The organism is Microcoleus sp. BROC3 (assembly GCF_036702515.1).
Lineage (GTDB): Bacteria > Cyanobacteriota > Cyanobacteriia > Cyanobacteriales > Microcoleaceae > Microcoleus.
Genome location: NZ_JAUBTQ010000003.1, coordinates 53,472 through 79,910 on the forward strand (window position 1 = coordinate 53,472; position 26,439 = coordinate 79,910).

The window sequence follows — 26,439 nt, forward strand, 5'->3', positions numbered from 1 at the left end:
TATTCTAAAAATGAAATCTGGTAAATTAATTGTTCTGACTGGGCCTAGCGGTGTGGGGAAAGGCACCCTAGTACGATCGCTCCTCAATCGCCATCCCGAATTGTATCTTTCGGTATCGGTGACAACTCGCTCGCCCCGTGAGGGAGAAATTGAGGGAAAGCATTACTATTTTGTCAGCCGCAGCCGCTTTGAACAAATGGTTGAGGCTGGAGATTTGGCAGAATGGGCTCAGTTTGCCGGTAATTTTTACGGTACTCCTTATTTTGGTCTCAAACAAGGAATCGGTGAGGGAAAATCGGTAATCCTAGAAATTGAGCTCGAAGGCGCGAGGCAAATTAGGAATAATTTTCCAGAGGCGCTGCGAATTTTTATTTTACCTCCTTCTTGGGATGAGTTGGAACGGCGCTTGCGGAGTCGAGGTCAAGATTCCGAAAGTGCGATCGCCCGTCGGTTGCTGCGGGCTAAAGAGGAAATTGAAGCTGCGGGGGAATTCGATTTCCAAGTTGTCAACGATGATTTGGAAGTTGCTTTTAAAAAGCTAGAATCAATACTTAATTTGGTTGAGCTTTCCGGTAACTAAGAGTTAATAACTAATGACTAATAACTAATGACTAATGACTAATTACCCATTTTTCTGTTCGGGCTAAAACCTCGGTACTTTGTTTGATAGCGATACAAACTTTTAAATTCAATTCTAGAGTGCTGGACGCAGGCGAAAATTTCCGTACCGGTTCAATTTCGCGAGCAGAACAGCCCAACATTTCCATATAAGCTAGCGTCCAGCCAATAGCTGCAAGGTCGCTGATATTGCCAGTCCCCTCACACAGGTGACAGCTAATTTCACCTTGCGGGCCGCACTCAGGACAAACCCAATTGCCTAGCGATGAATGTGCTTCATTTGTGCGAGCATTAGATGCAGTTTGTAATGCTTTAATGTGATTTTGAACTACTTGTTCAAAACTTCTAGCCTGCTTGAGGCGCAGGATGGATTTGTTGTGCGATCGCCCGATTTCTTCTGTTGGTTGTGGAAACGAAGCAAGAGATGCGGTTTGGTTCTCCCTGGTTACTCTAGATTCGCCTAGGTTCGCCGTTAGCTGAATACCATTGTCTTTCGACTCCTCAGTCAGAGAGTGGTTGAGTGCGCTGGACGACTCCGGTTCGGAAGTTGTGAAGGATGGTTCTATGCGATCGGCAAAATCTTGCATTGAGAGGTGATGTTCGATCGCCAAAGACCAAGTTCTTTTATGTCGGAGGTCACCATATTTTCTGGCTTCTTCCTCCGTAATGCCGATCGCCGCAGCCTCTTGGCGCAGCACATTCATCGAAGTCATTGTATCTGATATCATTAGTTTGTTTGCAGTTAAATTTACGATCGCCCGCTCAGCCTACAAATAAATTACCTTACATATACTACAATAGTCCGGACTATGTTGAGATGGTATTCTGAAACCCTTGATTTTCCGTTAGCAAGTCGATTCTGCAATCGCCCAGAAACCCTTATTTTACGCTGGGCAATCACACACTGTCAGAAGCATTGATAGTAGCCTAAATCGAAAATCTAAAATCTAAAATCTAAAATTGGATGACTTCAATTTTTCCCGATACAGCGTTCTCTGTTGCCGGACTAACATCATACCTGCAAGACTTGTTGGAGGGCGATCGCAACCTGCAATCACTTTGGCTGACAGGCGAGGTGTCGAACGTTTCGCACCACCCCAGCGGCTGCTTTTTCACCCTGTGCGACACCGACAAAAGCGCTGCTATTCGCTGCGTGGTGTGGAATTCTCAGCGGCAAAAATTGGTGCAAATCCCGGCAAAAGGCGAACAGTTGCTGGTTTTGGGAAGCATCCGGGTTTACAAAAATCGCGGCGAGTACCAGTTGACTGTTGTGCAATCGCTGCCCGCTGGGGAAGGGTTGCAGGCTTTGCGGTTGCAGCAATTGCGATCGCGCTTGGATGCTGAGGGTTTCTTCGATCCCGCCCGAAAGCGCCCGATTCCCGCACACCCGCAAATTGTCGCCGTGGTGACATCCGATACCGGCGCTGCTTGGGGAGACATTCAGCGCACTCTAGCGCAAAGATATCCGGGTTTGCGGGTGTTGCTGTCGCCGACTTTGGTACAGGGAGAATTGGCTGCTGCTGCCATTGCTAGGGCGATCGCCCGGGTAGAATTGGACGGTAGGGCCGATGCGATCGTGTTAGCCCGCGGCGGGGGTTCTGCGGAAGATTTGGCTTGTTTTAATGATGAGAGAGTTGTCAGGGCGATCGCGAATTGTGCGATTCCAATTATCACCGGTATCGGGCACGAAAGAGACGAATCTCTCGCCGATTTAGTAGCAGATAAACGAGCCCACACTCCGACTGCGGCGGCGGCTCAAGCTGTACCAGTTTTAGCAGATATTTACTTCGATCACAAGCAAAGAACGATCGATTTAGCAAACGCTGTGCGGGCAAGATTTCAGACAGAAGCAGAGCATTTGCAACTGTTACAAAATCGATTAAAACGTTTGCCTGCGACATCCCGAACTTTGCGGCAAGCAACTGGTAAACTGGAGGTATTGCAAGAAAAGTTATCCGCCCTAAATCCGGCTGCGGTATTGCAAAGGGGTTATGCGGCGGTAATCCAAAGTGACGGTACGATCGTCCGCAAAAGCGACGGTTTGGAATTGGGAGAAGAATTGACGGTGAGGTTGAGTCGGGGCGTGCTGAAAGTTAAGATTGTAGAAGTATTAAATGCAGAAGAAAAGTTATGATTGATTCGCAGTTGCGCCAGTCTGACTGGAATTATGAGGAAACGGTCGATCGAATTGAAGCGATTATCGATCGGGTGGAATCGGGAGAGTTGCCTCTTGAGGAGGTTTTCGAGCAGTTTGCGGTTGCTGTCGAGTGCTTGCAGGAGTGCGAAAGCTTTTTGGCGCGGGGGAAGGAACAGATGGATTTGTCGATCGAGCTTTTAGCTGCGGAACCCGATTTTTAAGCCCCATTCACATTGACAACTGTCATTCCAATGTCTTTCACAAGCAACAAGCAGAAATGTCTTCTGATTCAATTCCAGGATATTTATCCAGCAGTTCTTCCAATCTGATTCGGCTAGCGACAAAGGCAACAATCAAAAAACCCCCGATGCGACGATCGCGAATACATAGTTTACCAAAGCAGATATGTTAGTCGATTGATATAGGAATCCTAAAAGCGAGACAATCGAAGGAAAATTCGGGTAAGCGAAGGGAAGATTTGGTCTCGATAGAGTGATGGCAAAACTTGATAATACTTCCCCAACCGAAGAAGGAATCGCTTTTTTAATCATAAACCTTATCCCAGAATTGAGAAGGTTATTGTGGTTTTTTTTGTCAATTTGCATCAATAACAACTTGCTCCAATGCGGCGACAATAAAAAATTAGATTCGGGCATCAGAACGACCAGAAAAACTTAAATTATCGGCTTGCTGGAATTAGCGATCGAGCTATTTTTGAGCTTCCTTTACTTATTCAGCAAGCCCTAGTTAAATACAGAAGACCGAGATGATTAATCAATCGAACTTCGATATGAGATCGCTCCCAATATCCTCAACATCGCGCAACACCCGGAAGGCATACCCGCCTAAGCCAAGTATGAACATACAGAGTCCGCAGCTAGCGTAAAGCAGCGCGATACCGGCCCCAGTCCCAGTCCCGAACAGCCAGCCAAAAACAGGTGCAAGACTGCCTTTTGGCATCATCGCCGGCTCAAAAACACGATCGACCAACGGGCCTGCGATTAAGTAACCAAAAGTTGAAGCAACCAGTAAGCTTACAGAACGAGTGGCAAAAACCCGCCCTTGCACCTCCGGTTTAACCTTAACAAGCCAGATAACGTCAGCAGAACTGCCTAGCAGCGGGAAATTGAGAGACGAACAAAACTGAGCCAAAGTCCAAACCAACGGCGTTACTCCTAAGCCAAACACAGTTTTGCTCAAGCCCGCACCTGCCATACCGAGCAAAAAGCCGTGTATCCGGCGCTTAGGGCCGCCCCAAGCACTCACAGCTAACGCCCCAACAATACCGCCCAAGCCGGCAGCCGAGACGGCCAGACCCAATATTCTGGCATCGTTGCCAGTACGTGCCAAAATCATCGGCGATCGCAGTGTAGCGCTCAAATCGTGAACTAGCCAGAACAGCGATGTTAATACTAACAGCGCCAGCAGACTTGGGTGCGCGGCAATGTAGCGGAAGCCAAAACCGATTTCCTGTTGGATATTTTTGAAACTAAAAGGGGGCGTTTCTGTGAGGGTGGGTTGCGGAATGTGTGCGAGCAGTAACGTGCCGATCGCGATCGCAAAAGTAGCGATATCAACAATCAAAATCCCTCTCAAACCCATTACATAGTAGAGAGTACCAGCCAGCGCCGGTGCAACAATCTTAGAACTATAAATTGCTAGAGATCCCATACTACTAGCGCGACTGTACTGCGACTCTGGCACTATCATTGATATCGATGCTTTGTAGGCAAGCTCTTGGAGTTGCTGAAAAATACCGTTGACAGCTACAGCCAGATATAAATGCCATACTTGCAGATTGCTCCCTAGATAAAGCAGTAAGATAGTAATAGTTAATAGACCAGCCACCGTGTCACCAACTGCCATCAATAATTTACGATTCCAGCGATCTACAATTACCCCCATAAAGGGAGCAGTCAATAATTGTGGCATTTGTGCAAAGAAACCAAATAAGGCTAATGCTGTTGCCTGACCCGTGAGTTCCCATACCCAAATAGTGAAAGCGAAGCCGGTCATGCTAGAGCCAATTAGAGAAACTGTTTGACCGCTCCAGATCAGCAGGAAAGTTCGGAGGCTATTTGAACGAAATTTTTGGAACATTATTTTTTAGTTAGGAATGAGAATTAAATAACTTACAATGCGTGATGTTCTTGTGGGATGGGCGTCCCGCCCGTCCAGAAAGGGCGGGCGGGACGCCCACCCCACTTTCAAGAGTGTAAATTATTTAATTCGCGATCCTTATATTGAGCCAAATAAATTTTGTGCTTGGTAATTGGTAATTAATGAAAAAACTGTTACAGTTCTGATGTTTGGTTTCACTTTGTTTCACAGAGCTACTATTTATTCGGTATAAAAATAGTAACTGCGAACTGAAATATGACTTACGCAGGTCTAGGCTAGAAACTCTGGTTTTTCGTAGATTTTTAGTTGAGACACTAACAATTTTTCTAAGAAACCCGGTTTCTTTGCGTAAGCTGTCGCGCATTTAAATTGTCTGTTCAGGGCGGGCGGGACGCCCACCCCACAAGACTTTGATTTTTTTTGACAGACAATTTAAATGCCGCAACAGCTTAAGTCATGTGAAAATTATACTTTTCACTTTAATCCTCAGAAACTCTTCTCAAAACCAAGGCCATTCTGCGATCGGAGAAAATTTTTGAGGTTCAGCTACGATCGCGGTAATTTGTCGGCTTGCTTCGCGCCGCTGAGCTAATCTCCACTGTCGCCTGCGCCAGAGCACGAGACCAGTGATTGATAGCAATGTCGGCGTCAACCCGATGAAAACGTAGAGGATGCGTGTTGTCAACCCGCCGAAAGCACCGATATGTACCGGGAACAACAAATTTATAATCTGGGAGGCCACAGGGGCTGTAAAACCATTTTCTACCCGCAAAACTTCTCCGCTGTACCGATCGAGATAGACGTTGCTGCTACCGTTCGGATGGATCTCTCCGACCAGTTTTTTACGCACTGCGAATGTCCCCTGCGGTTTGCTGGGAAAGGTAATGTAAATGGTTTTTCCGGGTAACGCCAAGTCCGCTTTTTTTAAAATAATATCTGCTGTAACTGGTGGCAAATTTGCCAGCATAGTTGATGTTAACTCGGGGGTTTTTGGCGTGCCGGCGAGCGAGTAAATCACGCCCTTAAACTGGGTGTGAAAAATCATGGCTGTGCCGGTGGAGGCGATCGCAATCAGAAAGACACAAGATAAAATCCCCCCGACTTTGTGAAGATCGTAGTTGATTAGCTGAGGCGCAGAACGCCACCGGATTGCGAAGCCGGCTACCAGCTTTTTCCAACCAGGCCACAAAATGATTCCAGTTACACTCAGCAGCAGCAACAGCAGTCCGCAGATACCAACAAGTGTTTCGCCAAATTTGCCTCCCAGAAGGCTGACATGGAAGTTATAAATGAAACTCATAACAGTCCGGCCCCACTGCTGAAAACCCAGAACTTCTCCCGTGTAAGGGTTGAGATAGACGTAGGCAAAGTCGCCGCTGTTTAACAGCATTCTCGCTGTATAGACACTATCTAACGCGCGAGGTAGCTCGAGGAAATTAAGCTGCCAATGGGGATAAGCTGAGCGGATTGTATCGATCGCAAACTGTACAGATACCCGATCGCCCTGCGGGATAACTCGGAACATCTGGGGATTGAGGAAAACGTCGATCTCTTTCCAGAAAACCAATGAACTGCCAGTTAAGCTGACGATCGCCAGCAGGATTCCCACCATCGCACCTACATAGCGGTGCAAAACTAATGCGATCGGGCGCAATTTCATAAGTACCTCACGGTGCATTATTGATACTTTGAACGGCTCGATCCGGCCCAGAAAACACCTCGCGTTTTGCTAAGTGAGATTCAATTTCTGTGCGCGATCGCCAAACCGGTCGCAAACGTTGACTCGCCAATAGCTGCAACTGATCGCCACCTTGCGGTGAACCAAGCATCGTCGAGTTGCCGTAGCTGGTGAGTACCATTGCCCGTACTGGATTGGAAAACTCGACCGCCGCCACGTAACTATCGCCTTCAACAGCTCGAAACCGATTATCTTGGGTGGGAGCAAAACTGAGTTCCCGAAAAATACCCAAGTTGTTAGGCCCTCCACTTGCGGGCAAATCCGCAGCGCCGTAGCGCAACCGGAAAACATCTCCCCAAGGCACGTCCAGGGCTCCATAAGCAGCTTCTACCTTGGTGGCAGCAGCAGCAAGGGCCCCCGCAGCAGCAGCGGGATCTGCCAAACCGTCGGGCGTAGTCATTGGCAAGTCTTCATTCCAAGGAGTAGCAAACGAGATAGGGGAACCCATCTCTTGAACCCAAGCAGCAAAAAGTACCGCGCCGCGACTATCCGCGTCCGCCTTGCGATCCCAGACAGCCAGCACGTCAGCGGCACGGCGGGCTAATTTATTTTCCTGCTGCTGGGTAGCCGCGATCAGATCGTCAAGCAAGCGATCGGCTAATTCCATGCGTGTTGAGTGTTTGTACTCAATCATTTCTTCAAACGAGATTTTTTGATCTGCCATCAGCATCCTGGCAGAACGCTGAGCTCGAAAAGACATCGGGCCGCGAGACGACATATAGGGTGGGTAATCATCGGGATCGATCGCCTGCGGAAATGTGGTTGTCCAAGGCGGATCGTTCGCATTTTGCAACCAGCCGCTAGGGGGATCGATCGCGCGCGGCAAATCTTGATAGGGATGAATTTTCGTCCACAGCGTACTCGACGTGTCGCCAGGGATCGTGCCCTGCCAGTATTTAAAGTCTCCGCCAGACCGTTTTGGAACTTGACCGTTGAACAGGTGCATAATGTGTCCGTCTCGATCTGCGTACAGCACCGTGAACATGGGAATCTGCAAAGGTGCGATCGCCGCCTCAAATTGAGTTAAATTGTGCGATCGCGCCATATTCCACCACTGCTCGAGTGCTAAGGGTCGATCGAGGCCAACAACGCGCAGCGCCACAGCCTTACCCTCTTTCTGGGCAACAACCGGCCCGTAAATAGAACTTCGCACCGTCAAGGGTTCCGAGCGCCGAGAACCGCCATCCTGCTTGACTTCAACGATTTGTTGTTCTGTTTCAAAGGCTTGAATTTTACCGTCTAAGCGGTAGCCACCATCTGCCAGCGTCAGTTCGTAAGTATCCCAGCCATCATGCCGGTTCACCGTGTGAGTCCAGCCGAGGGAGTCATTGAAGGCAATTGTCAGTACCGGGATGCCAACCAACGAAGCCCCATAAGCATTGATGCCCGGTGCTGTTAGCTGTGATTCAAACCAGAGAAATAAGTCTGACCACGGGAGGTGCGGATTAGCCAGCAGCATCGCGTTGCCACTGGCAGAATGGGAAGGTGCGATCGCCCAGCCGTTAGATCCGAGAGAACTATCATTAATATCGTTTTCGGTTGCACCGGAATTATCTAGAGGACACGGCAGTGCCGTGTCCCTACCCGGATTAATTGTAGGGACACGGCACTGCTGTGTCCTGGCTGTGGGTAATATTAATTCCGATGCTACCGGATTTGATGTAACGCCCTTGACTTGCTGAGGATTAACCACAAACGTGAAGTTCAGCACCCGCTGAGTGTGAGCCAGCAAGTCTACCCCATCAATTGGCAGCACGGCTTTAACTTCATTGTCGATCGCATCGCCATGTTCTGCGGCATAACTATTAATTCCAGCAGCAAAAGCATCGAGATAGCTGCGAAAAGTTGGATTTTGTGCATCGTACCAAGAGCGAGCGCGAATAGGAATTCCCATAGTTCGTACCCACCGATCTGATTCTAAATATTTTTCTCCCCAGTATTCTGCTGCTTTGCCTCTCGCCTGTCCGTAGAGGCGCAAAATCAGGTTGCCGTGACTTTGCATCTGTGCCCAACCAAAGGCGCGGAAAAGGCTTTTGGTATCTTTGGCATAAACATGAGGAATTCCATAAGTGTCCCAGAGAATTTCAGCACGAGTCGGAGCGGCGGCAAAACTATATTGACTTGCGAACAAGACAAGGATCAGGCCGAGAATAAACGGTAAAAGTAGGGAGGATCTACTTTTAATAAAAATAGCTGATTTTGAGACATTGAAAAACATTTTTACCTAGCCATTTTTGAAAAAAAGTGAAACTCAAAAATTCAGCATACTGTTGGCAAATAAAATCTTGCGCCGACTGTCGGTAAAAGCCTGTCTGCCGTGCAAAAATCTTGAATTGTCAATCATCACTAAATCACCCGGTTGCCACGAAATTGCAACTGTCAGTCTATCCATAACTTCCTTGATTTCATCGATGGCTGCATCGGGAATCGGGGAATCATCTTCAAAAATTACTTTTCTAGTTCTTTGTTCGTTGATAATACCGTTAGCAAAAGAGTCGTCATTACCGTACTTTGTTTTAACGACAGCAGAACAAACATAAGCTAGAGTCACAGACTGGTCGTCATTGATTGTGTATTGGACACCTTCAAAACTGTTCAGCGCTTTTTTGACATCAGCTAGCGTAGCATTTTCTCCTAAAAAATGCTTCCAGTTAGCAACAGGTATATTGTGAACAAACTTGTTTTTTTGAGTCAAAAACAACTGCTTTAATTCTTCACTTAATTCTGACCAGACTTGTACGCCGTCCCAAAATAAAGTTTCGCCACCATCGGCGGCCGGCACATCACAACAAAACCAAACGGCATCGGGTCGTAAAGGAGTAGTTGCCCCTTCAGCATGAGGAGCGATATATCCCATTCCTTCGTTTACAAGATGGATGGCTCCGTCGCTCGAATCGGCCCGAATTTTGACATCATCGCGAACGAATTTAGAGCTAAATTGTTCGGCAAATTTTTTAAACTGTTGCTGGTGAACGGCAAATCCTCGAAAAAGAATTAGACCGCATGATTTAAACAGTTCCCTAATTTCTGTTATTGAAAGTTGAAAAATATCTGAGCAACTGTCGCCACTCTCAACGATTTTTCCTGTATCTGTTCCCAGTGAATTCATTTGAATTAATACCTTTTTTCTGAAATTACTGTCAGTTACTTTAAAGTATTTTCGCAATACCAAAGAAACCTATTTTTTACTGAATTTGTGTGCGGTCATATCATGTCCGAGCGATTGACCATAATATCCCGGCCGGGGGGTTTTTGAGATTGGAGATTGTTGGCAGATATTGTTGGTGAACCCGCCCCTACCTGATTTCCGGTAATCGACCGGACATGATATCACGTGTCTTTTCGCAATACCAAGGAAACCGGGTTTTTTACTAAATTTGCGGGTGCAAAGAAGTATTTTATTCCGTCAAACCCGGTTTCTAGGCCGCCGTTACCAATTGAGAACGTAGCGGAGGCTAAGGCTGCGACCCCTAGACGCAAATCTTTCGGAATTATCAAAACCGCCGGAACGTTGAAGCTGGACTGCAAAATATTGGGTGTCCAACAAGTTTTCGATGCCAATATTTAACGTGCCCGGTCCAACCTTAACACTGCCGATATAGTCCACCACCAAATAGTTATCGATGTCCACAGGGTCAACTCCGTCATCAAAAGCCCGATCGCGATTCCCGATATAAACCAGTTGCAGTCGGTTGCGCCAGCCTGGGGTAGTTTGGTGTTCAATATAAGTCGTCAGCTTCAGCGGTGAGATAATGCTGCTATTGAGAGGCAAATAGTCTCCATCTTGATTGACATCATTTTCACCTTCTTGCCAAGTTGCAGTGCCGCCGAATTGCCATCCCCCTCCCGGCTGCCAGTCTAGAGTCCCCTCAACACCGTATATCCGCTGTGGCGCGCGGTTAATTCCTATGGGAAAACCGCGATTGTCTAATACAAAACTTTCACCCAATTCGGAGGTATTGTAAAAACCAGAAATAGACGCTTGTACTTGTTCCCAGTTGCCGCGCACCCCAATTTCGTAGTTGTCAACTCTTACCGCTTCTAATTGTTGAAAATCGCCCCCAATCGAAAATCCTTCTGGCGGACGGCGCAGGAGATTTCCAAAATCGGGTATGCTAAAACCTTGAGCAAAGTTACCAAACACATTAAATGTGTCTGTAATTTTATAGACAGCACCGGCATTAAATACGGTGCTATTAAAGTTCAACTCTCCACCTTCAATATCTGCATTGCCTGGGAAGGTAGTGTAGTCGTCAACACTGAAACCGACCCGCTGGTGGCGCAATCCGCCAGTGACTAAAAAGTTATCGCTAATATCCCATTTCACCTGAGCAAACAAACCTAGCTGGTTGAGGTCATAACCCGGGATTTCAACGCGCTCGTTAATTTTACGGTAAACTCGACCGCCGCTTTCGTCGAAAGCCACAGGATCGAAAATATCTTGCACGACAGTGTTGTACTCTCTGTCATAATCAACTCCCCACAGTAAATTAGCTGCTGTAAATATAGGAGTTTCAATTTGCAAGCGACCGCCCCAATTTTGATGTTCTACTTGTCCAAAAGTAATATTTTCAAAAAAAGCCTCTCGAAAATCTCCTGGGAAAAAATTTAGAGTATTGTACCGATAGTAAGCTTGAGCCTGAAGACTGCTGCCAAAAATCCGATCGTTGGTGTAGGTGAAGTTAAGCAGAGTATTTTGATCTCTTGGGGGGGTAGAGTCAATAAATTCCAGTTCTCCTACTTTCAAAGCGCGGGCTTTTTCGGTTCCGGCGGGGCGGCTGTTGACGCTCAAATCGTTGATATACTGGTTGCCGACTTGGCTAGAAAGGTAGTGATTGAATGTTAGCTGTAAGCGCTGTTTAGAATCTAGGTTTACTCCTGCCTTAGCTAATACATTGAAGGTAACGCTTTGATCTAAGGGCCGATCGTTAAAAATGCGATCGCCTTCAGCATCATAAAAAGTGCCGGTGCTTTCTCGCGAGAAGGAAAAGGCGTAGTTGTAAGCGCCCTCTGTACCCGATAGGGAATGCGCGATGTAGTTGCCAAAACTGCCACTTTCTAGGAAACGTCGGTTGCCGCCTGCAGCAGTCAGACCTACTTCTGACTGTTGCTCCAGCCGATTTTCGCTCGGCCTGCGGGTAATGATGTTGATCGTCCCGCCTGTGGCCTGACTTCCGTAGATCGCATTGGGGCCGCGAACAACCTCAATTCGCTCGATCGCATTGGGAGCAAGAGTTTGCAGCCCCCGGGGTTGAGTATTTGTGGTCAGGGGTACGCCGTCAATTAAGACAGAAATATTGCGACCGCGCAAGTTTTGCCCAAATTGATTTCTCGATTGAGTCGAAGCCCCTAAGCCTGGAACCTCCCGACCGATAATATCTTGCAGGTTTCGCGACACGGGAGTTTGCTCCTCAACCTCAGCACGGGTAACTACTGTCACCGAGCGCGGTATATTTTGTATAAGTTCTTCGGTGCGCGTGGCGGTAACGACGATTTCAATTTGGTCAGAATTTTCAGGAGTCACGCCCAGAACTAAACCGCGATCGCTTTTCACTACTTGCGCGGGCGGTGCTGCTTTCTCTCCGGTAACGGTGACTCGGATGCGCGAACCTTCAAGCTGAGTTACTGTCACCTCAGCAATTCCTCGATTGGGATTTTGAGCGCGAAATTCCCCACCCGACGGTAAAGCTAGTTGAGCATTTTCGATGTCGGCGATCGCACTTTTGCCTTCTGTTCTGGTAACAGCTTGCAGCAATTGACCCGCTTCAGTTTCTAAGATGACTTCCAAACCAGCCCCAGTAGGGTTAAGCCTTACACCTGTTACTTGTACGACTGATTGAGAGATTCGCACAGCATCAGAAACAATAAAACTTGACGGCGATTGCTGAAGTAATCCCTCAACACTGGTGCTAGGACGATCGATGTCGTTGAGTTTTGGTATGTCTGCTATTGGTTCAATATCAGGATTAGGAGAAGCCCGATCGCTATGAGATATCTCCAATAAACCTTGTGGATCGGGCATCCTGCCTGCTTTTGAGGAGCTTTTTTGGATATTTCTATTGTCTTCTGAAGCAACTGTCAAGTCGGAATTGAGTTTTTGGGATCGGTTTTCTACAGGTAGCTTGACTTCTAACTCCTCGCTTTCAGATGAGGGCTTTTCTGCGATCGGTTTTTGGGACGGGATGACGGAAGCGATCGCCCACCATTGAGTGCGATCGTCGGCTGTTGAGGGATTTACTGAACTCGGATCGGGGGCGATCGCGGGCGCAGCTTCAGCAGAGTCGGAGTTAGCGCTGTCAGAGAAACTTCTTGGCCCTGCCGCTGCTACTGGCATGATACCAACGCTCAGCAGTGCAACACATAAAAAAGGTACACGCAGTTTCATTTTCATTCACACCACACACTTAAAAACTTGAGCTGCTACACCATCTGTAAGAGTGAATGCACCGATTGAGCTGCACTCCCGACTTGTGCTCTGCTGAAAACCTACCCAAGCAAACACGAAAAAAACTAAGCCTGTCAGTAACAGGCGCAGCTATCTGTGGTCGCAGTTTGAATCCAGTTTCTTGACACGAGCGGCGATACACTCGGATCGCGGTCAACAACCCAGGGATTTATCACTAATCATTTGCAGTAGCCTCATCAAAATAAAATAAGGGTGCTGCTAATGTCAAGCAATAAGTCAAATTTGTTTATTGCTAATTTTTATCAAGTTTTATCAAGCTGCACGCTGGTCTGTGCTGGCGAGATTGGGCGCACTGCCGTTTGCGCGCCTCACTCCAAGCTGCCAACACCCTAAAATTGGCCGATTGACTGGATCGTTCCGCTTTGGGTACTGCCAGCTAACTTATGACTGTTGAGGAATTACTTCAAAAATAATTATCAATTACTACTTGCAAAATCGATATTTTAGACTTACAGTGTGGAAGCTAATCAAGAACTAATGTCAATAAGTTCTAGCAGTAGCTAAAGAATCACCTTTTGAGAGAAGATCGCGGTCATCGGCTTTGCGATCGCAAAACTCAAGATTTTCGGGTTGCAATGAGTGCAAAAAGTAGAATGGCTCAACTTTTCAAGGACTTTCGAGAAATCTCTAGTAACAGTTCGACAGGTGTAGACTTGTTGCGCTACAGGTGTCTGCACCAGCCTGACCAACTAGCTTTTACCTTTCTGGAAGACGGAGAAACAGAAAGCGATCGCCTGACTTACAGCGAATTAGATCGTCGCAGCCGAGCGATCGCAGCTCAACTTCAAGCTTTAGGTGCTAGCGGCGAACGCGCCTTATTGCTTTATCCGCCAGGACTAGACTATATTGCGGCTTTTTTCGGATGCTTGTACGCTGGGGCGATCGCAGTCCCGGCTTACCCGCCCCGCAATCAGCGCCACGCAGCCCGACTTCAGACGGCGGTATCAGTTGCAACCGATTCCCAAGCCGCGATCGCCCTCACGACAACAGCAATTTTGCCCCAAGTGCAATCCTTGCTGGCAGACAAAATAGGAACTATACACTGGCTCACTACCGATACCATCCCCCCCGGAATCGAAGACACTTGGCAAAAACCCTCAATTAACGCAGAAACCTTAGCATTTCTGCAATATACATCGGGTTCCACAGGCACCCCCAAAGGCGCAATGCTCAGCCACCGCAACTTGCTGCACAACGCCCGCATGACCCAACGCCTGATGGGACATTCCCACACCAGCAAATTTGTCTCGTGGCTGCCGATTTACCACGACATGGGACTGATTGGCGGCGTACTCCAACCCCTGTACGGCGGCTTCCCTTGTATCATGATGCCCCCCGCATCTTTTCTACAAAGTCCCTACCGCTGGCTGAAAGCTATTTCTCACTACCAAGCCACGACCAGCGGCGGCCCTAACTTTGCTTACGAATTGTGCGTTCAGAAAATTAGCCAGCAGCAGCGAGAAACCCTCGATTTAAGCAGTTGGAAGGTTGCATTTAACGGTGCTGAACCGATTCGGCGCGATACCTTAGAGCGCTTTGCTGCAGCCTTTGCACCCTGTGGCTTCCGCTGGGAGGCATTCTATCCCTGTTACGGGATGGCAGAAGCAGCTTTGATGATTTCTGGGGGTCTGCACACAGCACCGCCGGTCATCAAAACAGTTCAGGGAGAAGCACTTGAGAGCGATCGCGCGATCGCCGCGAGTACACAAAGTGAGAACGACCGCACATTAGTAGGTTGCGGTCAAACTTTGCCAGACCAAAAAATTGCGATCGCGAACCCTGAAACCTTAACCCGCTGTCAACCTGACGAAGTTGGCGAAATTTGGGTATCAGGGCCGAGTGTGGGTGTCGGTTACTGGAATCGCACCGAGGAAACAGAACGGACATTTCGCGCCTATCTGTCAGACACAGGTGAAGGGCCGTTTTTGCGAACAGGCGACTTAGGCTTCTTGCAAGATGGAGAACTCTTTATCGCGGGTAGGGCTAAGGATTTAATTATCATTAGAGGTCGAAATCTTTACCCTCAAGACATTGAACTAACGGCAGAACGCAGCCATCCGGCACTGCGATCCGGTGGCGGTGCAGCATTTTCGGTGGATGTAGAAGATGAGGAACAGTTAGTAGTCGTTCAAGAGGTGGAATTTCGGCAGAAACCGAATGTGGAGGAAGTCACCGCAGCCATCAGAAGTGCGCTCGCGCAAATCCACGGTATCCAAGTTTATGCTGTCGTGACGATCGCCGCCGGCACTATTCCCAAAACTTCCAGCGGTAAGATTCAGCGCCGCGCTTGCCGTGCCGATTTTCTCTCAGGCAATCTGAAAGTCATTGGCAGCAGCATTTTAGAGGATTTTCAGACAGTTGAAAGCGAGGTGCGTCTAACTCGCGAACAGGCGATCGCAGCACCGCCAACTGACAGAGTACCGCTGCTAACATCTTACCTCCAGCAGCAGATCGCTCAGGTGCTAAGAGTTCCCCGATCGCAGGTAAATCCGCAGCAGTCGGCAATCGCATTAGGACTCGATTCCTTAAAAGTCTTTGAATTACAAAACCGAATTGAAACCGATCTCGCGACAACAGTGTCCGCAGCCGAACTCTTCGAGAGTTCCAGCCTGTCTCACTTAGCAGCACAATTGTGCGATCGCCTCGCTACCGCTACCCCTAGCGTGCCGCCGCTGCTGCCTGCACCCAGACAAGCAGAATTGCCCCTATCCTTTGCCCAGCAAAGGCTGTGGTTTCTCAATAGCTTGCAGCCTGGAAACCCTTTTTACAATATTGCTGTCGCTGTAAAGCTCAAAGGGCCGCTGAATGTAACTGCACTCAACCAAAGCTTTAACGAAATCTTGCAGCGACACGCCGCTTTGCGAACAACTTTTAGCGCTGTGTCGGGTCAACCGGTGCAAGATATCTCCCCAACTTTAACTTTATCGCTGCCAGTCATAGATTTGCGATCGTTCCCAGAAACCAGCCGGGAAGCGGAAGCGCAACGCCTCGCCACTCAAGAAGCTCAGCAACCTTTCGACTTGACAGCAGGGCCGCTGCTGCGAGTCACGCTGCTACAGCTAGCCGAAGCCGAATACACCGTGCTGCTGACAGTGCACCACATTGTCGCTGATGGCTGGTCTATGGGAGTCTTCATTCAAGAACTGACAGCACTCTACAGGGCCTTTTCCAGCGGTCAGCCTTCCCCGTTAACCCCTTTGCCGGTTCAGTATGCTGACTTTGGGATCTGGCAGCGCCAATGGTTGCAGGGAGAAGTGCTAGAGTCTCAACTCTCGTACTGGAAGCAAGAATTAAGCAACCTGCCTGTACTGCAACTGCCGACAGACAATGCGATCCCAGCTATTCAGACGTTCCAAGGTTTGCGGCTGCCGTTCTCACTGTCAAAATCTTTAACGGATGCCCTGAAAGTGCGATCGCAGCAGCAGGAAGTATCGCTGTTTATGACGCTGCTAGCAAGTTTTACAACTTTGCTGCACTGGTATAGCGCTCAAGACGACATTACTGTAGGCACGGATATTGCTAACCGCAACCAAGCGGAGACTCGGCAACTGATTGGATTTTTTGTCAACCAATTGGTATTGCGTACTAATTTATCTGGGAATCCCACATTTGATGAGTTACTGCACCGCGTGCGCGATCGCACCTTGGCAGCCTACGCACATCAGGATCTGCCTTTCGACAAGTTGGTCGAGGTTTTGAACCCTGAACGGACTTTAAGCCGTACACCCTTATTTCAGGTCAAGCTGGTGCTGCAAGCACCGCTACCGCCTTTGGCGCTTTCGGGTGTGAGTGCGACCGTCTGCGAGGTGGACAGCCAAACCGCCAAGTATGACTTGCTGCTAAATCTGACCGATAGCGAGATCGGTTTGACTGGGTGGATGGAGTACAGCACGGATTTGTTCGCAACTGCTAGCATCGCGCGGATGCTGTCGCTTTTTGAAACGCTTCTGAATGCGATCGCGGTTCAATCCGAGGTGAAGCTGAGCGTTCTCAAAGAAATGCTAAATACTGCTGACAAACAGTGGCAAATTGCTAAAGAACAAGAACTTAAAGAAGCTCGCCTTCTCAAGTTTAAAAATGTTAAGCGCAAAGCAATTGAACAATTGGTATGATGAAAACTTTTGCATCTGATAAATTTAAGAGTAAACTGCCCCCGCTGCGATCGCGCCGAGCTATTAGCGCCTCTTCAGAAGAGTTGGCTGAGGCTAAGTTTCTTCAGTCACACCAATTTCTACCTCTAGTAGTCAGCCCGACTTTAGAAGAAGTAAATCTTGTAGTTTGGGCGACGCAAAATCGGGATTTTATAGAAACAGAGTTAGGGAAATGGGGAGGTCTACTTTTTCGCAATTTTAAAGTCAGTGATGTAACCCAGTTTGAAGAATTTATTACGGCTGTTTCCGGGGAATTGTTGGAGTATCGAGAACGTTCCTCGCCGCGCAGTCGCGTCAGGGGCAATATTTATACTTCCACAGATTTTCCGGCAGAGCAAAGTATTTTCTTGCACAATGAGAATTCCTACCAACACGCATGGCCGATGAAAATTTTCTTTTTTTGCCTGAAAAGTGCGACTGCAGGAGGAGAAACGCCACTGGCTGATGTCAGGAAAGTATTACAGCGCATTGACCCTAAAATTGTCGATATCTTCGCACAAAAACAGGTGATGTATGTCCGCAATTTTGGCAGTGGCTTGGGGCTGCATTGGCATGATGTTTTTCAAACAACTGATAAATTAAAGGTAGAAGAGTATTGTCAAAATCGTGACATTGAGGTAGAATGGAAAGATGGTAATTGCTTGAGGACTAGACAAGTTCGCCACGCTATTCTCAAGCACCCTAAAACGGGTGAAAAAGTTTGGTTTAATCACGCTGCTTTTTTTCACATATCAACTTTAGAGCCGGGACTCCGAGAGTCATTGCTGGCAGACTTTAAAGAATCGGATCTTCCTAACAATACTTATTACGGAGATGGTTCTCCTATTGAGCTTTCTGTTTTAGACGAAGTGCGCGAAGCATATCGGCAGGAAACTGTAACTTTTCCCTGGCAGGAAGGGGATATTTTAATGCTAGATAATATGTTAGTAGCTCACGGGCGATCGCCTTTTGTTGGTTCTCGCAAAATTGCGGTAGGAATGTCTGAAACATACAGCTATAGTCCGACAGTCCGACAGGGGTTGAAACCCCTGCCTCATAGCTAAAGTCGGTTTTAACCGACTAAAAGATAGCTATACCCTTTGTCTTTCGGCGGTTAAAACCGCAACTACACAAACAAAGTCAGCCTACGCTGACTAAAGAATAATATCAGGTTCGGTTCAATAGATATAATTCCTGTAGGGGCGGGTTCACTAATAATAATTGCCGAAAACAGACAATCTCATAAACCCGCCCTGCCGGTTCTTATAAGCAATTAATCGAACTTGATATAAAGGGGGTATTGAAGCCGGATTTAGTAGAAAATTCAAGGTTCAGCGTACATAACTATTGATTGAAATACTTAGGTGCAGAGGTGCAGATATGCAAAAAGAAATTATTACAGGGTTTCGACTTTCACCGCAACAAAAACATCTATGGTTGTTGCAACAAGTTGAGTCTAAGTTGCCTTATCGCGCTCAGTGCGCTGTGGAAATTCAGGGAAATCTTAACAGGGAAATTTTCGAGGCAGCTTTGGAGAATGTGTGGCATCGCCATGAGATATTGCGGACTACTTTTCGCTGCTTGCCGGGAATGGATCTTCCTTTGCAAGTAATAAGCGATCGCACCATTCCATCAATTTCTCAATATTCTTTGAGCGAGCTAAGTCCGCCAGAACAAGAGGCTAAAATTGAGGAGATTTTTGAGGAGATAAGTCAACAGCCTTTTGATGAGGAAGGGCAGCTATTGCAGATAGTTTTAATTGAGCTTGCTTTTGAAAAATACCAGCTAATTGTTAGTTTGTCTGCTCTCGGGGCGGATACGTTAACGCTAGATAACTTGGTGCGTAAAATTAGCGAAGCCTATGCTGCTATTGGGCAGAAAAATAGCTTATTTGAGGCAGAGATTCAATATGCTGATATCTCGGAAATTTTCAATGATTTAATTGAGTCTGAGGATACAAAAGCCGGAAAACATTATTGGCATAAGTTGGAGATTTCTGACCTGTTTGCCGGTCAGCTAGTAGGAGAAAAAGAGTTAGATCGAAAAAGCGGATTTACGCCAAAAAAACTCGCGGTTAAAATTCCGCAGGACTTGACAGCAAAAATTGAAGCGATCGCTCAAAACTCTGATACTTCTGTTCCTACATTCTTGCTAACTTGCTGGCAGATTCTCCTCAGTCGGCTGACAGGAGTATCAAACGCGATCGTCGGCACTTATTGCGACGGTCGAACCTATGAAGGTTTAGAGTCATCCTTGGGGCTATTCGCCAAATATTTACCCCTAACTTGCCAGCCGTCAGATAGCTTAGAATTTAGCGAATTTTTACAGCAGGTTAGCGAATTAATTGGCACTAATTATGAATGGCAGGAGTATTTTACGCCCGAACAAATTACAGCCGCAACTGGCAAGGGCGCAACTGAATCTTTCATTCCGTTTTGTTTCGAGTTTGAGCCACCGCTGCCCAAGTATTCGGGTGGTGGTTTATCCTGGTCAATTGCTAAGCGTTCCGCCTATATCAGTAGATTCAAAGTAAAACTTTCTTGCCTTTGTCAAGATGATGCTTTGATTTGCGAGTTTCACTATGATGCTAACTTATTCCGAGTAGCTGATATCCGCAACTTGGCGGAGCAATTTCAAACTTTGTTAGCAAGTGCTGCCAATAATCCGAAAGCGACAATTAGCGAGTTAGCAATTTTGAGCGATCGCGATCGCCAACAACTGCTAGTTGAGTTTAACAATACAAAAACGGCTGGCACAATTGATAAATGCGTTCACCAGTTATTTGAAGAACAAGTAAAACGGACACCCGATCGCACCGCCGCTGTGTTTGAAAGCCAGCAACTAACCTACGCTGAACTCAACGCCCAGGCAAATCAACTCGCCCGTTACCTACAGCAACAGGGAGTAGGGCCAGAGGTATTGGTGGGGATTTGCGTAGCGCGATCGCTTTCAATGCTTGTCGGAGTTTTGGGCATTCTCAAAGCCGGCGGCGCTTACGTTCCCATTGATTCAACCATACCGCGCGATCGCCAAGCCTTCATTCTCACAGACTCTCAGGTGCCGATACTGTTGACTCAGCAGCACTTAGCCGCTGATTTGGCAACAAGCGAAATTCAAGTAATTTGCCTGGATGCGGATTGGGAAATCATCGCCTCTGAACCTACAGAAAATCCAACCTGTGAAGCCAATTCTCACAATCTCGCCTACTCTATCTATACTTCCGGCTCAACTGGAAAGCCCAAGGGAACGTTGATTCTGCACCAAGGACTCACAAATTATCTCACTTGGTGTACGCAAGCCTATGCAGTCGAGGCAGGAACGGGGACGCTAGTTCACTCGCCGCTGGGATTTGACCTAACTGTTACCAGCTTGTTTTCACCGTTGCTGGTGGGAGGTCGAGTAGAACTGCTACCGGAAAACCAAGGCATAGAGACGCTTTGCACTGCCTTGCGCCGCAGTTCTAACTTAAGTTTAGTCAAAATTACCCCCGCGCACTTGGAGTTACTGGCCCAGCAAATACCACCCCAAGCCGCCGCCGGTTTGACCCGCGCTTTCATTATCGGTGGCGAAAATCTGCTGGCTAGCAGCGTCGCTTTTTGGCAGGAAAATGCTCCCGATACGTTGCTGGTGAACGAATACGGGCCAACGGAAACGGTAGTTGGCTGCTGCGTTTATCAGGTTCCAGGAGGCGAAAAGCTTTCAGGGTCAATTCCGATCGGTCGCCCGATCGCGAATACTCAGCTTTACGTGCTCGATCGGCACTTGCAACCGGTACCCATCGGTGTTGCGGGCGAACTGCATATCGGCGGTTTAGGAGTGGCAAGAGGCTATCTGAACAGACCTGATCTCACCACTGAAAAGTTTATCGCGAATCCGTTCAGCGACGAGCCTGGAAGCCGACTGTACAAAACGGGCGATCGCGCACGCTATCGGCCAGACGGAACTCTGGAATTCCTCGGCCGCCTAGACGATCAGGTGAAAATTCGCGGCTACCGGATCGAACTAGGGGAAATTGAAGCGGTTCTCCTAGAACACTCAGGGGTGCAGGAGGCTGTAGTTTTGGTTCAAGAAGATGGTAGCGATCGCCGTTTAGCCGCCTACATCGTTTTAAACCAGGAGTCACCGGCTGCGATCGGCGAACTGAGTGAATTTTTGAAAGAAAAATTGCCGGAATACATGATCCCGTCAGTTTTCCTGACAGTACCCCTGCTACCGCTGACTGCTAACGGTAAGGTCGATCGGCGATCGCTTTTAGCAATGGAAGCCGTCTCGCTGCGATCGGAAGTTGCGCCGGTTTTGCCTACTAACTCTGTCGAAAGCGCGATCGCCAATGTTTGGCAAGAGGTGCTGCAAGTAGAAAGTGTAAGCATTCACGACAACTTTTTCGATATTGGCGGTCATTCATTACTGCTTGCCGAAGTTCACCGTCAACTCCGGGAAATTTTGAATAAGGCAGATTTATCACTGATTGAGCTATTGGAATACCCCACCATCTACTCCTTAGCAAAACATTTAACTGAGCAGCAAGAGCCAGAACTTGAATTTCAGTCTGTTCGCGACAGAGTTGACAAGCAAAAATCGGTTGCCAATCGGCAAAAACAACTCCGAATGCAGAAGTGACGCAAAGAAACCGGGTTTCTTAGAAAAATCCCTGACTCTCAACTAGATATCTACAAAGAAACCCGGCTTCTGCTCTGAATATCCTCTCAATCAATCCCTCTTCCTACTTCTGCTATCAAGCCCAACTACCAACTTGAGGATGACATGATTAAAACAGATGATGAAAATCTAATTCTCGCAACATCAACAGAGTCAGTAGATGACTTAAATGCTCAATTCTACGGCAGGTTTCCTTATCCTTGGCGGCCTTTAAAACTCGATCGGCTCTCCGATCCAGATTTTGAAACCATCATGCTCAATCAAGACCTCGGTAACTGGCAGCACAACACTCTTCCTAAGCAGCCGAAAATTTGGGTAGCGGGATGCGGAACTAACCAAGCAGTTTTCACCGCATTGAAATTTCCCAATGCCACTGTATTAGGTTCAGACTTGTCAGCTCAATCGCTAGAAATAACCTCTCAGACTGCTGAAGAGCTAGGAATCTCTAACTTGCAGCTCAAACAAGAAAGCCTCAATCAAATTACTTACAAAGAGCAGTTTGACTATATAATCTGTACGGGGGTTATCCACCACAACGCATATCCTCAAGAAACTTTAGCTAAATTAGTCACTGCTCTGAAACCGCAGGGAATTATGGAGTTAATGGTTTACAATCGGTTTCACAGAATCATCACCTCTAGCTTTCAAAAAGCTGTGAGAATTTTTAGCAAAAGCACGGATTCATTGGGGGATTTTGAGTCGGAACTAGCACTGGCGCTTAAATTGGTCAATGGGGGATTTTCTACAAAAAGTTTAATGACGAGTTTTTTAAATGAATACAGAGATGGCTCGGAATCTAAGTTAGCAGATACTTTGATTCAACCTGTAGAACACAGCTATACAGTTGAATCTTTGTCTGAATTAACAAACGAGTGTGGCTTAGAGTTAGTATCACCTCGCATTAATATATTTGATATGGCGAATGATACCTTTTCTTGGAATACAGAATTTAGCGAACCTGACTTGCAAGAACGCTACGATTCGCTGCCCGATTTATCTCGCTGGCAATTGTCAAACCTTTTGCAGCTTGAAAGATCCCCGATGCTGTGGTTCTACGTCCAGCGCAAAGACTGCGATCGCCCAATTAAATCGGAACAGCAGATATGTGAAGAGTTTCTAGACACTAAATTTGAAAAAAACAGTACCACACAGCAAAGTTATTTGATGGGAAGCAATGGCCAATATAAACTTTCGCCTAATTCCCATTTTCCCAAATCTTCCTTAGATACTGCTGTCAAAAATTTTCTCGCTTCCTTCGACAGCGAAGTATCGATGCGGATAAATTTTCAGCAGCAAGGCATAAAGACTGAGTTTCAGAAAGTTAATAAACTTCGGCTTAAACTTACTACGTCAGCCTTCCCTTATTTGAAGGCAATTCATGCAGTATAAAAGGGGAAAGGTTAATGAGTAATTCAGAAACAGACAACTCTATAGAAGGAATTGCGATTATTGGCATGGCCGGCCGCTTTCCTCAAGCCAAAAATCTGGATGAATTTTGGCAAAATCTGCGAGAGGGAGTGGAGTCAATCTCTGTTCTTAGTGAAGCACAATTGCTTTCTTCAGGGATTGACCCTACTATGTTTCATAGTGCCAATCACGTCAAAGCTGGCGCTATATTAGAAGACATGGATTTATTCGATGCTTCATTCTTCGGTTTTAATCCCCGAGAAGCAGCGATTACAGACCCCCAACACCGCTTATTTTTGGAGGAGGCGTGGTCAGCCCTGGAAAATGCCGGCTATGATTCAGAAAGATACCGAGGTCAAATTGGGGTTTACGCGGGTGTAGGTTGGAATAGCTATTTGTTATTCAATTTAGCTTCAAATCGGGGCTTTCTAGGCACTGTTATTGATTACCAAACTCTGATTGGGAACGAGAAAGATCATTTAGCTCCACGCACTTCTTATAAATTAAATTTAAGAGGCCCGAGCATTAGCGTGCAAACGAATTGTTCGACATCATTAGTTGCCGTTCACTTAGCTTGCCAAAGTTTGTTAAGTTACCAGTGCGATATGGCTTTAGCCGGAGGCGTGACGGTCAATGCCTTGCAAAAAGCTGGCTATTTGTATCAAGAAGGAGGGGTTTTATCTCCTAACGGTCAATGCCGTGCTTTTGATGCTGGGGCGAAAGGAACTGTACCGGGGGGCGGTTTAGGAATTGTAGTTTTGAAGCGGTTAGAAGAGGCGATCGCCGATGGCGATTGCATTCATGCTGTTATCAAAAGTTCGGCTATAAATAATGACGGTTCTGGGAAAGTTGGTTACACAGCGCCCAGCTTGGAGGGGCAAGCAAAGGCAATCGCGGAAGCCTTTGCCATCGCCGACATCGAGCCGGAAACAGTGACTTATGTAGAAACTCACGGAACTGCAACGGCTTTGGGCGATCCGATCGAATTTAAGGCCTTGACAAAAGCGTTTCGCGCTAGCACTCAGAGAAAAACTGCGATCGCGCCACCTGCACATTGTGCGATCGGTTCAGTCAAGACCAATATCGGCCATCTGGATGTTGCTTCTGGGATCGCAGGCTTGCTCAAAACTGTTCTGGCTCTCAAACACAAGCTGATACCGCCCAGCTTGCACTTCCAGCAGCCCAACCCGGAAATTGATTTGGCCAACAGCCCTTTCTACGTCAATACCGCTTTGTCCGAATGGCCCGCAAACGGCACGCCGCGTCGCGCGGGAGTCAGTTCTTTTGGCCTTGGCGGTACTAACGCTCACGCGATTTTGGAAGAAGCGCCAACAGTCGAAATTTCAGGGCCTTCTCGCCCTTGGCAGTTGTTGGTACTGTCTGCCAAAACGGAATCGGCACTGGATGCGGCTGCAGTAAATCTGAGCGATCGCCTCAAGCAAAATCCCGATCTCAATCTCGCGGATGTTGCTTACACCCTGCAAGTTGGCCGGCGAGTTTTTGACCACCGGCGGGCGGTTGTTTGCAAAGACATTCAAGATGCTGCGATCGCGCTTTCCGATCCGAAACGAGTTCTCACTTTGTACCGCGAGACGGGCGATCGCACTGTCGCCTTTATGTTCCCGGGCCTGGGAACTCATTACCCCAACATGGCTCGCGAACTTTACCAAGTGGAGCCGGTATTTCGAGAACAACTCGATCGCTGCTGCCAACTCTTCCAACCTTACCTCGATCTGGATTTGCGATCGGTGCTGTATCCCAGTCAGCCTGAGACAAATGCAGCTTCTAAATCCGGCCTCGACTTGCGAAAAATGCTCGGCCGCAGCCAAGAACAGCCCGATCCTGCTGCGGAAAAACTGAATCAAACCTTTCTCACTCAGCCGGCTATTTTCGCGATCGAGTACGCTTTGGCTCAGTTGCTGATCTCCTGGGGAATTCGCCCTGGGGCGGCGATCGGCTACAGCATCGGGGAATATGTGGCCGCGTGTCTGGCGGGGGTGTTTTCTCTGGAAGATGCGATCGCTCTCGTTGCCAAAAGAGCGTTGATGATTCAAAGTTTGCCGGCTGGGAAAATGCTTGCTGTTCCGCTTTCAGAAGCGGAAGTGCGACCGCTTTTAGGAAAAGGTCTTTCTTTGTCAGCAGTTAACGGGCCGTACCTGTGTGCGATCGCGGGTGTTCCTGATGCTGTGGATGAATTGGAACGGCAGTTAACTGAAAGCGGTTTGGCTTGCCGGCCGATTCCAACTTCTCACGCCTTTCATTCTCAGATGATGGATGCGATCGCGCTACCATTTATCGAATTAGTTAAAACCTTCAATCTTCAGCCGCCCAAAATTCCCTATTTATCCAACGTTACGGGAACTTGGATTACCGCTAGTCAAGCCACCGATCCGAGTTATTGGGCCAAGCATTTATGCCAGCCGGTGCTATTTGCAAATGGCGTGCAAGAGTTGTGGAAAAAACAGAATTTAATTCTGTTAGAAGTTGGTCCCGGACAAACGTTGAGCAGCTTGGCCGTGCAATGTAAGCCGAGCGATTTAACCGTAGATTGGACTGTGCTGCCAACGCTGCGAAATTCCTGCGATCGGCAATCCGATGTAGCATTTTTGCTCAATACAGTAGGTCAACTTTGGCTAGCGGGAGTACAGATAAATTGGCAAGGTTTTTATGCTTCCGAACGCCGGCATCGCGTCCCTTTACCCACCTATCCATTTGAGCGACAGCGTTACTGGATTGAGCCACAAAAACAAGTATTAGCTTCTCCGGAAACAGGCACAGAACAGCAACAGGAAAATTCCAAAATTGTCGAGTCAAAAATTCAGAACTTTGCTCGACCCAACCTCCGAAATGCCTACATTGCTCCCAGTAGAGAAATCGAGCTGACAATTGCCGATATCTACCAAGAACTATTAGGAATTGGGCAAGTCGGCATCCATGACAACTTTTTTGAAATGGGAGGAAATTCTCTAATCGGTATTCAGTTACTTTCCCAGATTCGCAAATTATTTCAAATTGAACTCTCTCTCCGCTACCTATTTGCAGCACCCACTGTTGCTGAATTCGCCTTAGCGATCGAAGAAGCAATTGTAGCAGAGTTAGAAGAATTAACAGAAGAGGAAGCTAAAAAGCTTGTCTTAGTTGGAGAAAGGTAAACTTCATCTGA

Annotated in this window: 15 protein-coding genes and 1 pseudogene; 9 read left to right on the plus strand and 7 right to left on the minus strand. The window is 47.5% G+C overall.

Going from position 1 to position 26,439, the window contains the following annotated elements:
- Nucleotides 1-10: 10 nt before the first annotated feature.
- Nucleotides 11-580 carry a guanylate kinase gene (gene gmk / locus QUB30_RS02765; protein WP_333328719.1) on the plus strand — a complete coding sequence of 190 codons (570 nt, stop codon included), beginning with the start codon at nt 11-13 and terminating at the stop codon, nt 578-580.
- A gap of 31 nt (nt 581-611) precedes the next feature.
- On the opposite strand, the gene QUB30_RS02770 is transcribed toward gmk, so the two are convergent.
- Nucleotides 612-1,346, minus strand: a complete 735-nt coding sequence (locus QUB30_RS02770) for a hypothetical protein (RefSeq protein WP_333328721.1) — start codon at nt 1,344-1,346, stop codon at nt 612-614.
- Nucleotides 1,347-1,582: 236 nt separating this feature from the next.
- Between QUB30_RS02770 and xseA the strand changes: the two genes are divergently transcribed.
- Both xseA and xseB read left to right on the plus strand, forming a co-directional pair.
- The gene (xseA, locus tag QUB30_RS02775) at nt 1,583-2,752 is read left to right on the plus strand and encodes an exodeoxyribonuclease VII large subunit (protein ID WP_333328726.1); all 1,170 of its coding nucleotides are present in this window, start codon (nt 1,583-1,585) and stop codon (nt 2,750-2,752) included.
- Nucleotides 2,749-2,976 (plus strand): exodeoxyribonuclease VII small subunit, encoded by a 228-nt coding sequence (gene xseB / locus QUB30_RS02780; protein ID WP_015176394.1) that lies wholly within the window; start codon nt 2,749-2,751, stop codon nt 2,974-2,976. The genes xseA and xseB overlap by 4 nt, the downstream gene beginning before the upstream one ends.
- 37 nt (nt 2,977-3,013) lie before the next feature.
- On the opposite strand, the gene QUB30_RS33750 is transcribed toward xseB, so the two are convergent.
- Nucleotides 3,014-3,160, minus strand: coding sequence for a DUF433 domain-containing protein (locus QUB30_RS33750; RefSeq protein ID WP_445300462.1), 147 nt, complete (start codon nt 3,158-3,160; stop codon nt 3,014-3,016).
- Between the two features lie 33 nt (nt 3,161-3,193).
- Between QUB30_RS33750 and QUB30_RS02785 the strand changes: the two are divergent.
- Nucleotides 3,194-3,401, plus strand: a pseudogene (locus tag QUB30_RS02785) (transposase); the annotation flags it as partial.
- Between the two features lie 128 nt (nt 3,402-3,529).
- On the opposite strand, the gene QUB30_RS02790 reads toward QUB30_RS02785, so the two are convergent.
- The 5 genes from QUB30_RS02790 to QUB30_RS02810 form a co-directional block, all read right to left on the minus strand.
- Nucleotides 3,530-4,855 carry an MFS transporter gene (locus QUB30_RS02790; protein WP_333328730.1) on the minus strand — a complete coding sequence of 442 codons (1,326 nt, stop codon included), beginning with the start codon at nt 4,853-4,855 and terminating at the stop codon, nt 3,530-3,532.
- A gap of 520 nt (nt 4,856-5,375) precedes the next feature.
- Entirely contained in the window at nt 5,376-6,536 is a 1,161-nt protein-coding gene (locus tag QUB30_RS02795) for a PepSY-associated TM helix domain-containing protein (protein WP_333328733.1), read from the minus strand.
- 7 nt (nt 6,537-6,543) lie between these two features.
- The gene (locus QUB30_RS02800; protein WP_333328736.1) at nt 6,544-8,745 is read right to left on the minus strand and encodes an acylase; all 2,202 of its coding nucleotides are present in this window, start codon (nt 8,743-8,745) and stop codon (nt 6,544-6,546) included.
- 120 nt (nt 8,746-8,865) lie between these two features.
- Nucleotides 8,866-9,723 (minus strand): TauD/TfdA family dioxygenase, encoded by an 858-nt coding sequence (locus tag QUB30_RS02805; RefSeq protein ID WP_333328739.1) that lies wholly within the window; start codon nt 9,721-9,723, stop codon nt 8,866-8,868.
- A 321-nt stretch (nt 9,724-10,044) separates the two neighbouring features.
- Nucleotides 10,045-12,999 carry a TonB-dependent receptor domain-containing protein gene (locus QUB30_RS02810; RefSeq protein WP_333328743.1) on the minus strand — a complete coding sequence of 985 codons (2,955 nt, stop codon included), beginning with the start codon at nt 12,997-12,999 and terminating at the stop codon, nt 10,045-10,047.
- A gap of 596 nt (nt 13,000-13,595) precedes the next feature.
- Between QUB30_RS02810 and QUB30_RS02815 the strand changes: the two genes are divergently transcribed.
- The 5 genes from QUB30_RS02815 (at nt 13,596) to QUB30_RS02835 (ending at nt 26,428) form a co-directional block, all read left to right on the plus strand.
- Entirely contained in the window at nt 13,596-17,192 is a 3,597-nt protein-coding gene (locus QUB30_RS02815; RefSeq protein WP_333328746.1) for a condensation domain-containing protein, read from the plus strand.
- Nucleotides 17,189-18,274, plus strand: coding sequence for a TauD/TfdA family dioxygenase (locus QUB30_RS02820; RefSeq protein ID WP_333328749.1), 1,086 nt, complete (start codon nt 17,189-17,191; stop codon nt 18,272-18,274). Before QUB30_RS02815 ends, QUB30_RS02820 begins: the two co-directional genes overlap by 4 nt.
- 316 nt (nt 18,275-18,590) lie before the next feature.
- Nucleotides 18,591-21,830 (plus strand): amino acid adenylation domain-containing protein, encoded by a 3,240-nt coding sequence (locus QUB30_RS02825; protein WP_333328752.1) that lies wholly within the window; start codon nt 18,591-18,593, stop codon nt 21,828-21,830.
- A 144-nt stretch (nt 21,831-21,974) separates the two neighbouring features.
- Nucleotides 21,975-23,258 carry a class I SAM-dependent methyltransferase gene (locus QUB30_RS02830; RefSeq protein WP_333328755.1) on the plus strand — a complete coding sequence of 428 codons (1,284 nt, stop codon included), beginning with the start codon at nt 21,975-21,977 and terminating at the stop codon, nt 23,256-23,258.
- 14 nt (nt 23,259-23,272) lie between these two features.
- Nucleotides 23,273-26,428 (plus strand): beta-ketoacyl synthase N-terminal-like domain-containing protein, encoded by a 3,156-nt coding sequence (locus tag QUB30_RS02835; RefSeq protein ID WP_333328758.1) that lies wholly within the window; start codon nt 23,273-23,275, stop codon nt 26,426-26,428.
- The last annotated feature ends 11 nt before the right edge of the window (nt 26,429-26,439 follow it).

What these genes read in the sequence shown, in the direction of transcription:
- gmk (WP_333328719.1), top strand. Translation starts at nt 11, where the DNA reads ATGAAATCTGGTAAATTAATTGTTCTGACTGGGCCTAGCGGTGTGGGG.
- QUB30_RS02790 (WP_333328730.1), bottom strand. Translation starts at nt 4,855, where the DNA reads ATGTTCCAAAAATTTCGTTCAAATAGCCTCCGAACTTTCCTGCTGATC.
- QUB30_RS02830 (WP_333328755.1), top strand. Translation starts at nt 21,975, where the DNA reads ATGATTAAAACAGATGATGAAAATCTAATTCTCGCAACATCAACAGAG.
- QUB30_RS02825 (WP_333328752.1), top strand. Translation starts at nt 18,591, where the DNA reads ATGCAAAAAGAAATTATTACAGGGTTTCGACTTTCACCGCAACAAAAA.
- QUB30_RS02795 (WP_333328733.1), bottom strand. Translation starts at nt 6,536, where the DNA reads ATGAAATTGCGCCCGATCGCATTAGTTTTGCACCGCTATGTAGGTGCG.
- QUB30_RS02810 (WP_333328743.1), bottom strand. Translation starts at nt 12,999, where the DNA reads ATGAAACTGCGTGTACCTTTTTTATGTGTTGCACTGCTGAGCGTTGGT.
- xseB (WP_015176394.1), top strand. Translation starts at nt 2,749, where the DNA reads ATGATTGATTCGCAGTTGCGCCAGTCTGACTGGAATTATGAGGAAACG.
- QUB30_RS02770 (WP_333328721.1), bottom strand. Translation starts at nt 1,346, where the DNA reads ATGATATCAGATACAATGACTTCGATGAATGTGCTGCGCCAAGAGGCT.
- QUB30_RS02835 (WP_333328758.1), top strand. Translation starts at nt 23,273, where the DNA reads ATGAGTAATTCAGAAACAGACAACTCTATAGAAGGAATTGCGATTATT.
- QUB30_RS02805 (WP_333328739.1), bottom strand. Translation starts at nt 9,723, where the DNA reads ATGAATTCACTGGGAACAGATACAGGAAAAATCGTTGAGAGTGGCGAC.
- xseA (WP_333328726.1), top strand. Translation starts at nt 1,583, where the DNA reads ATGACTTCAATTTTTCCCGATACAGCGTTCTCTGTTGCCGGACTAACA.
- QUB30_RS02820 (WP_333328749.1), top strand. Translation starts at nt 17,189, where the DNA reads ATGATGAAAACTTTTGCATCTGATAAATTTAAGAGTAAACTGCCCCCG.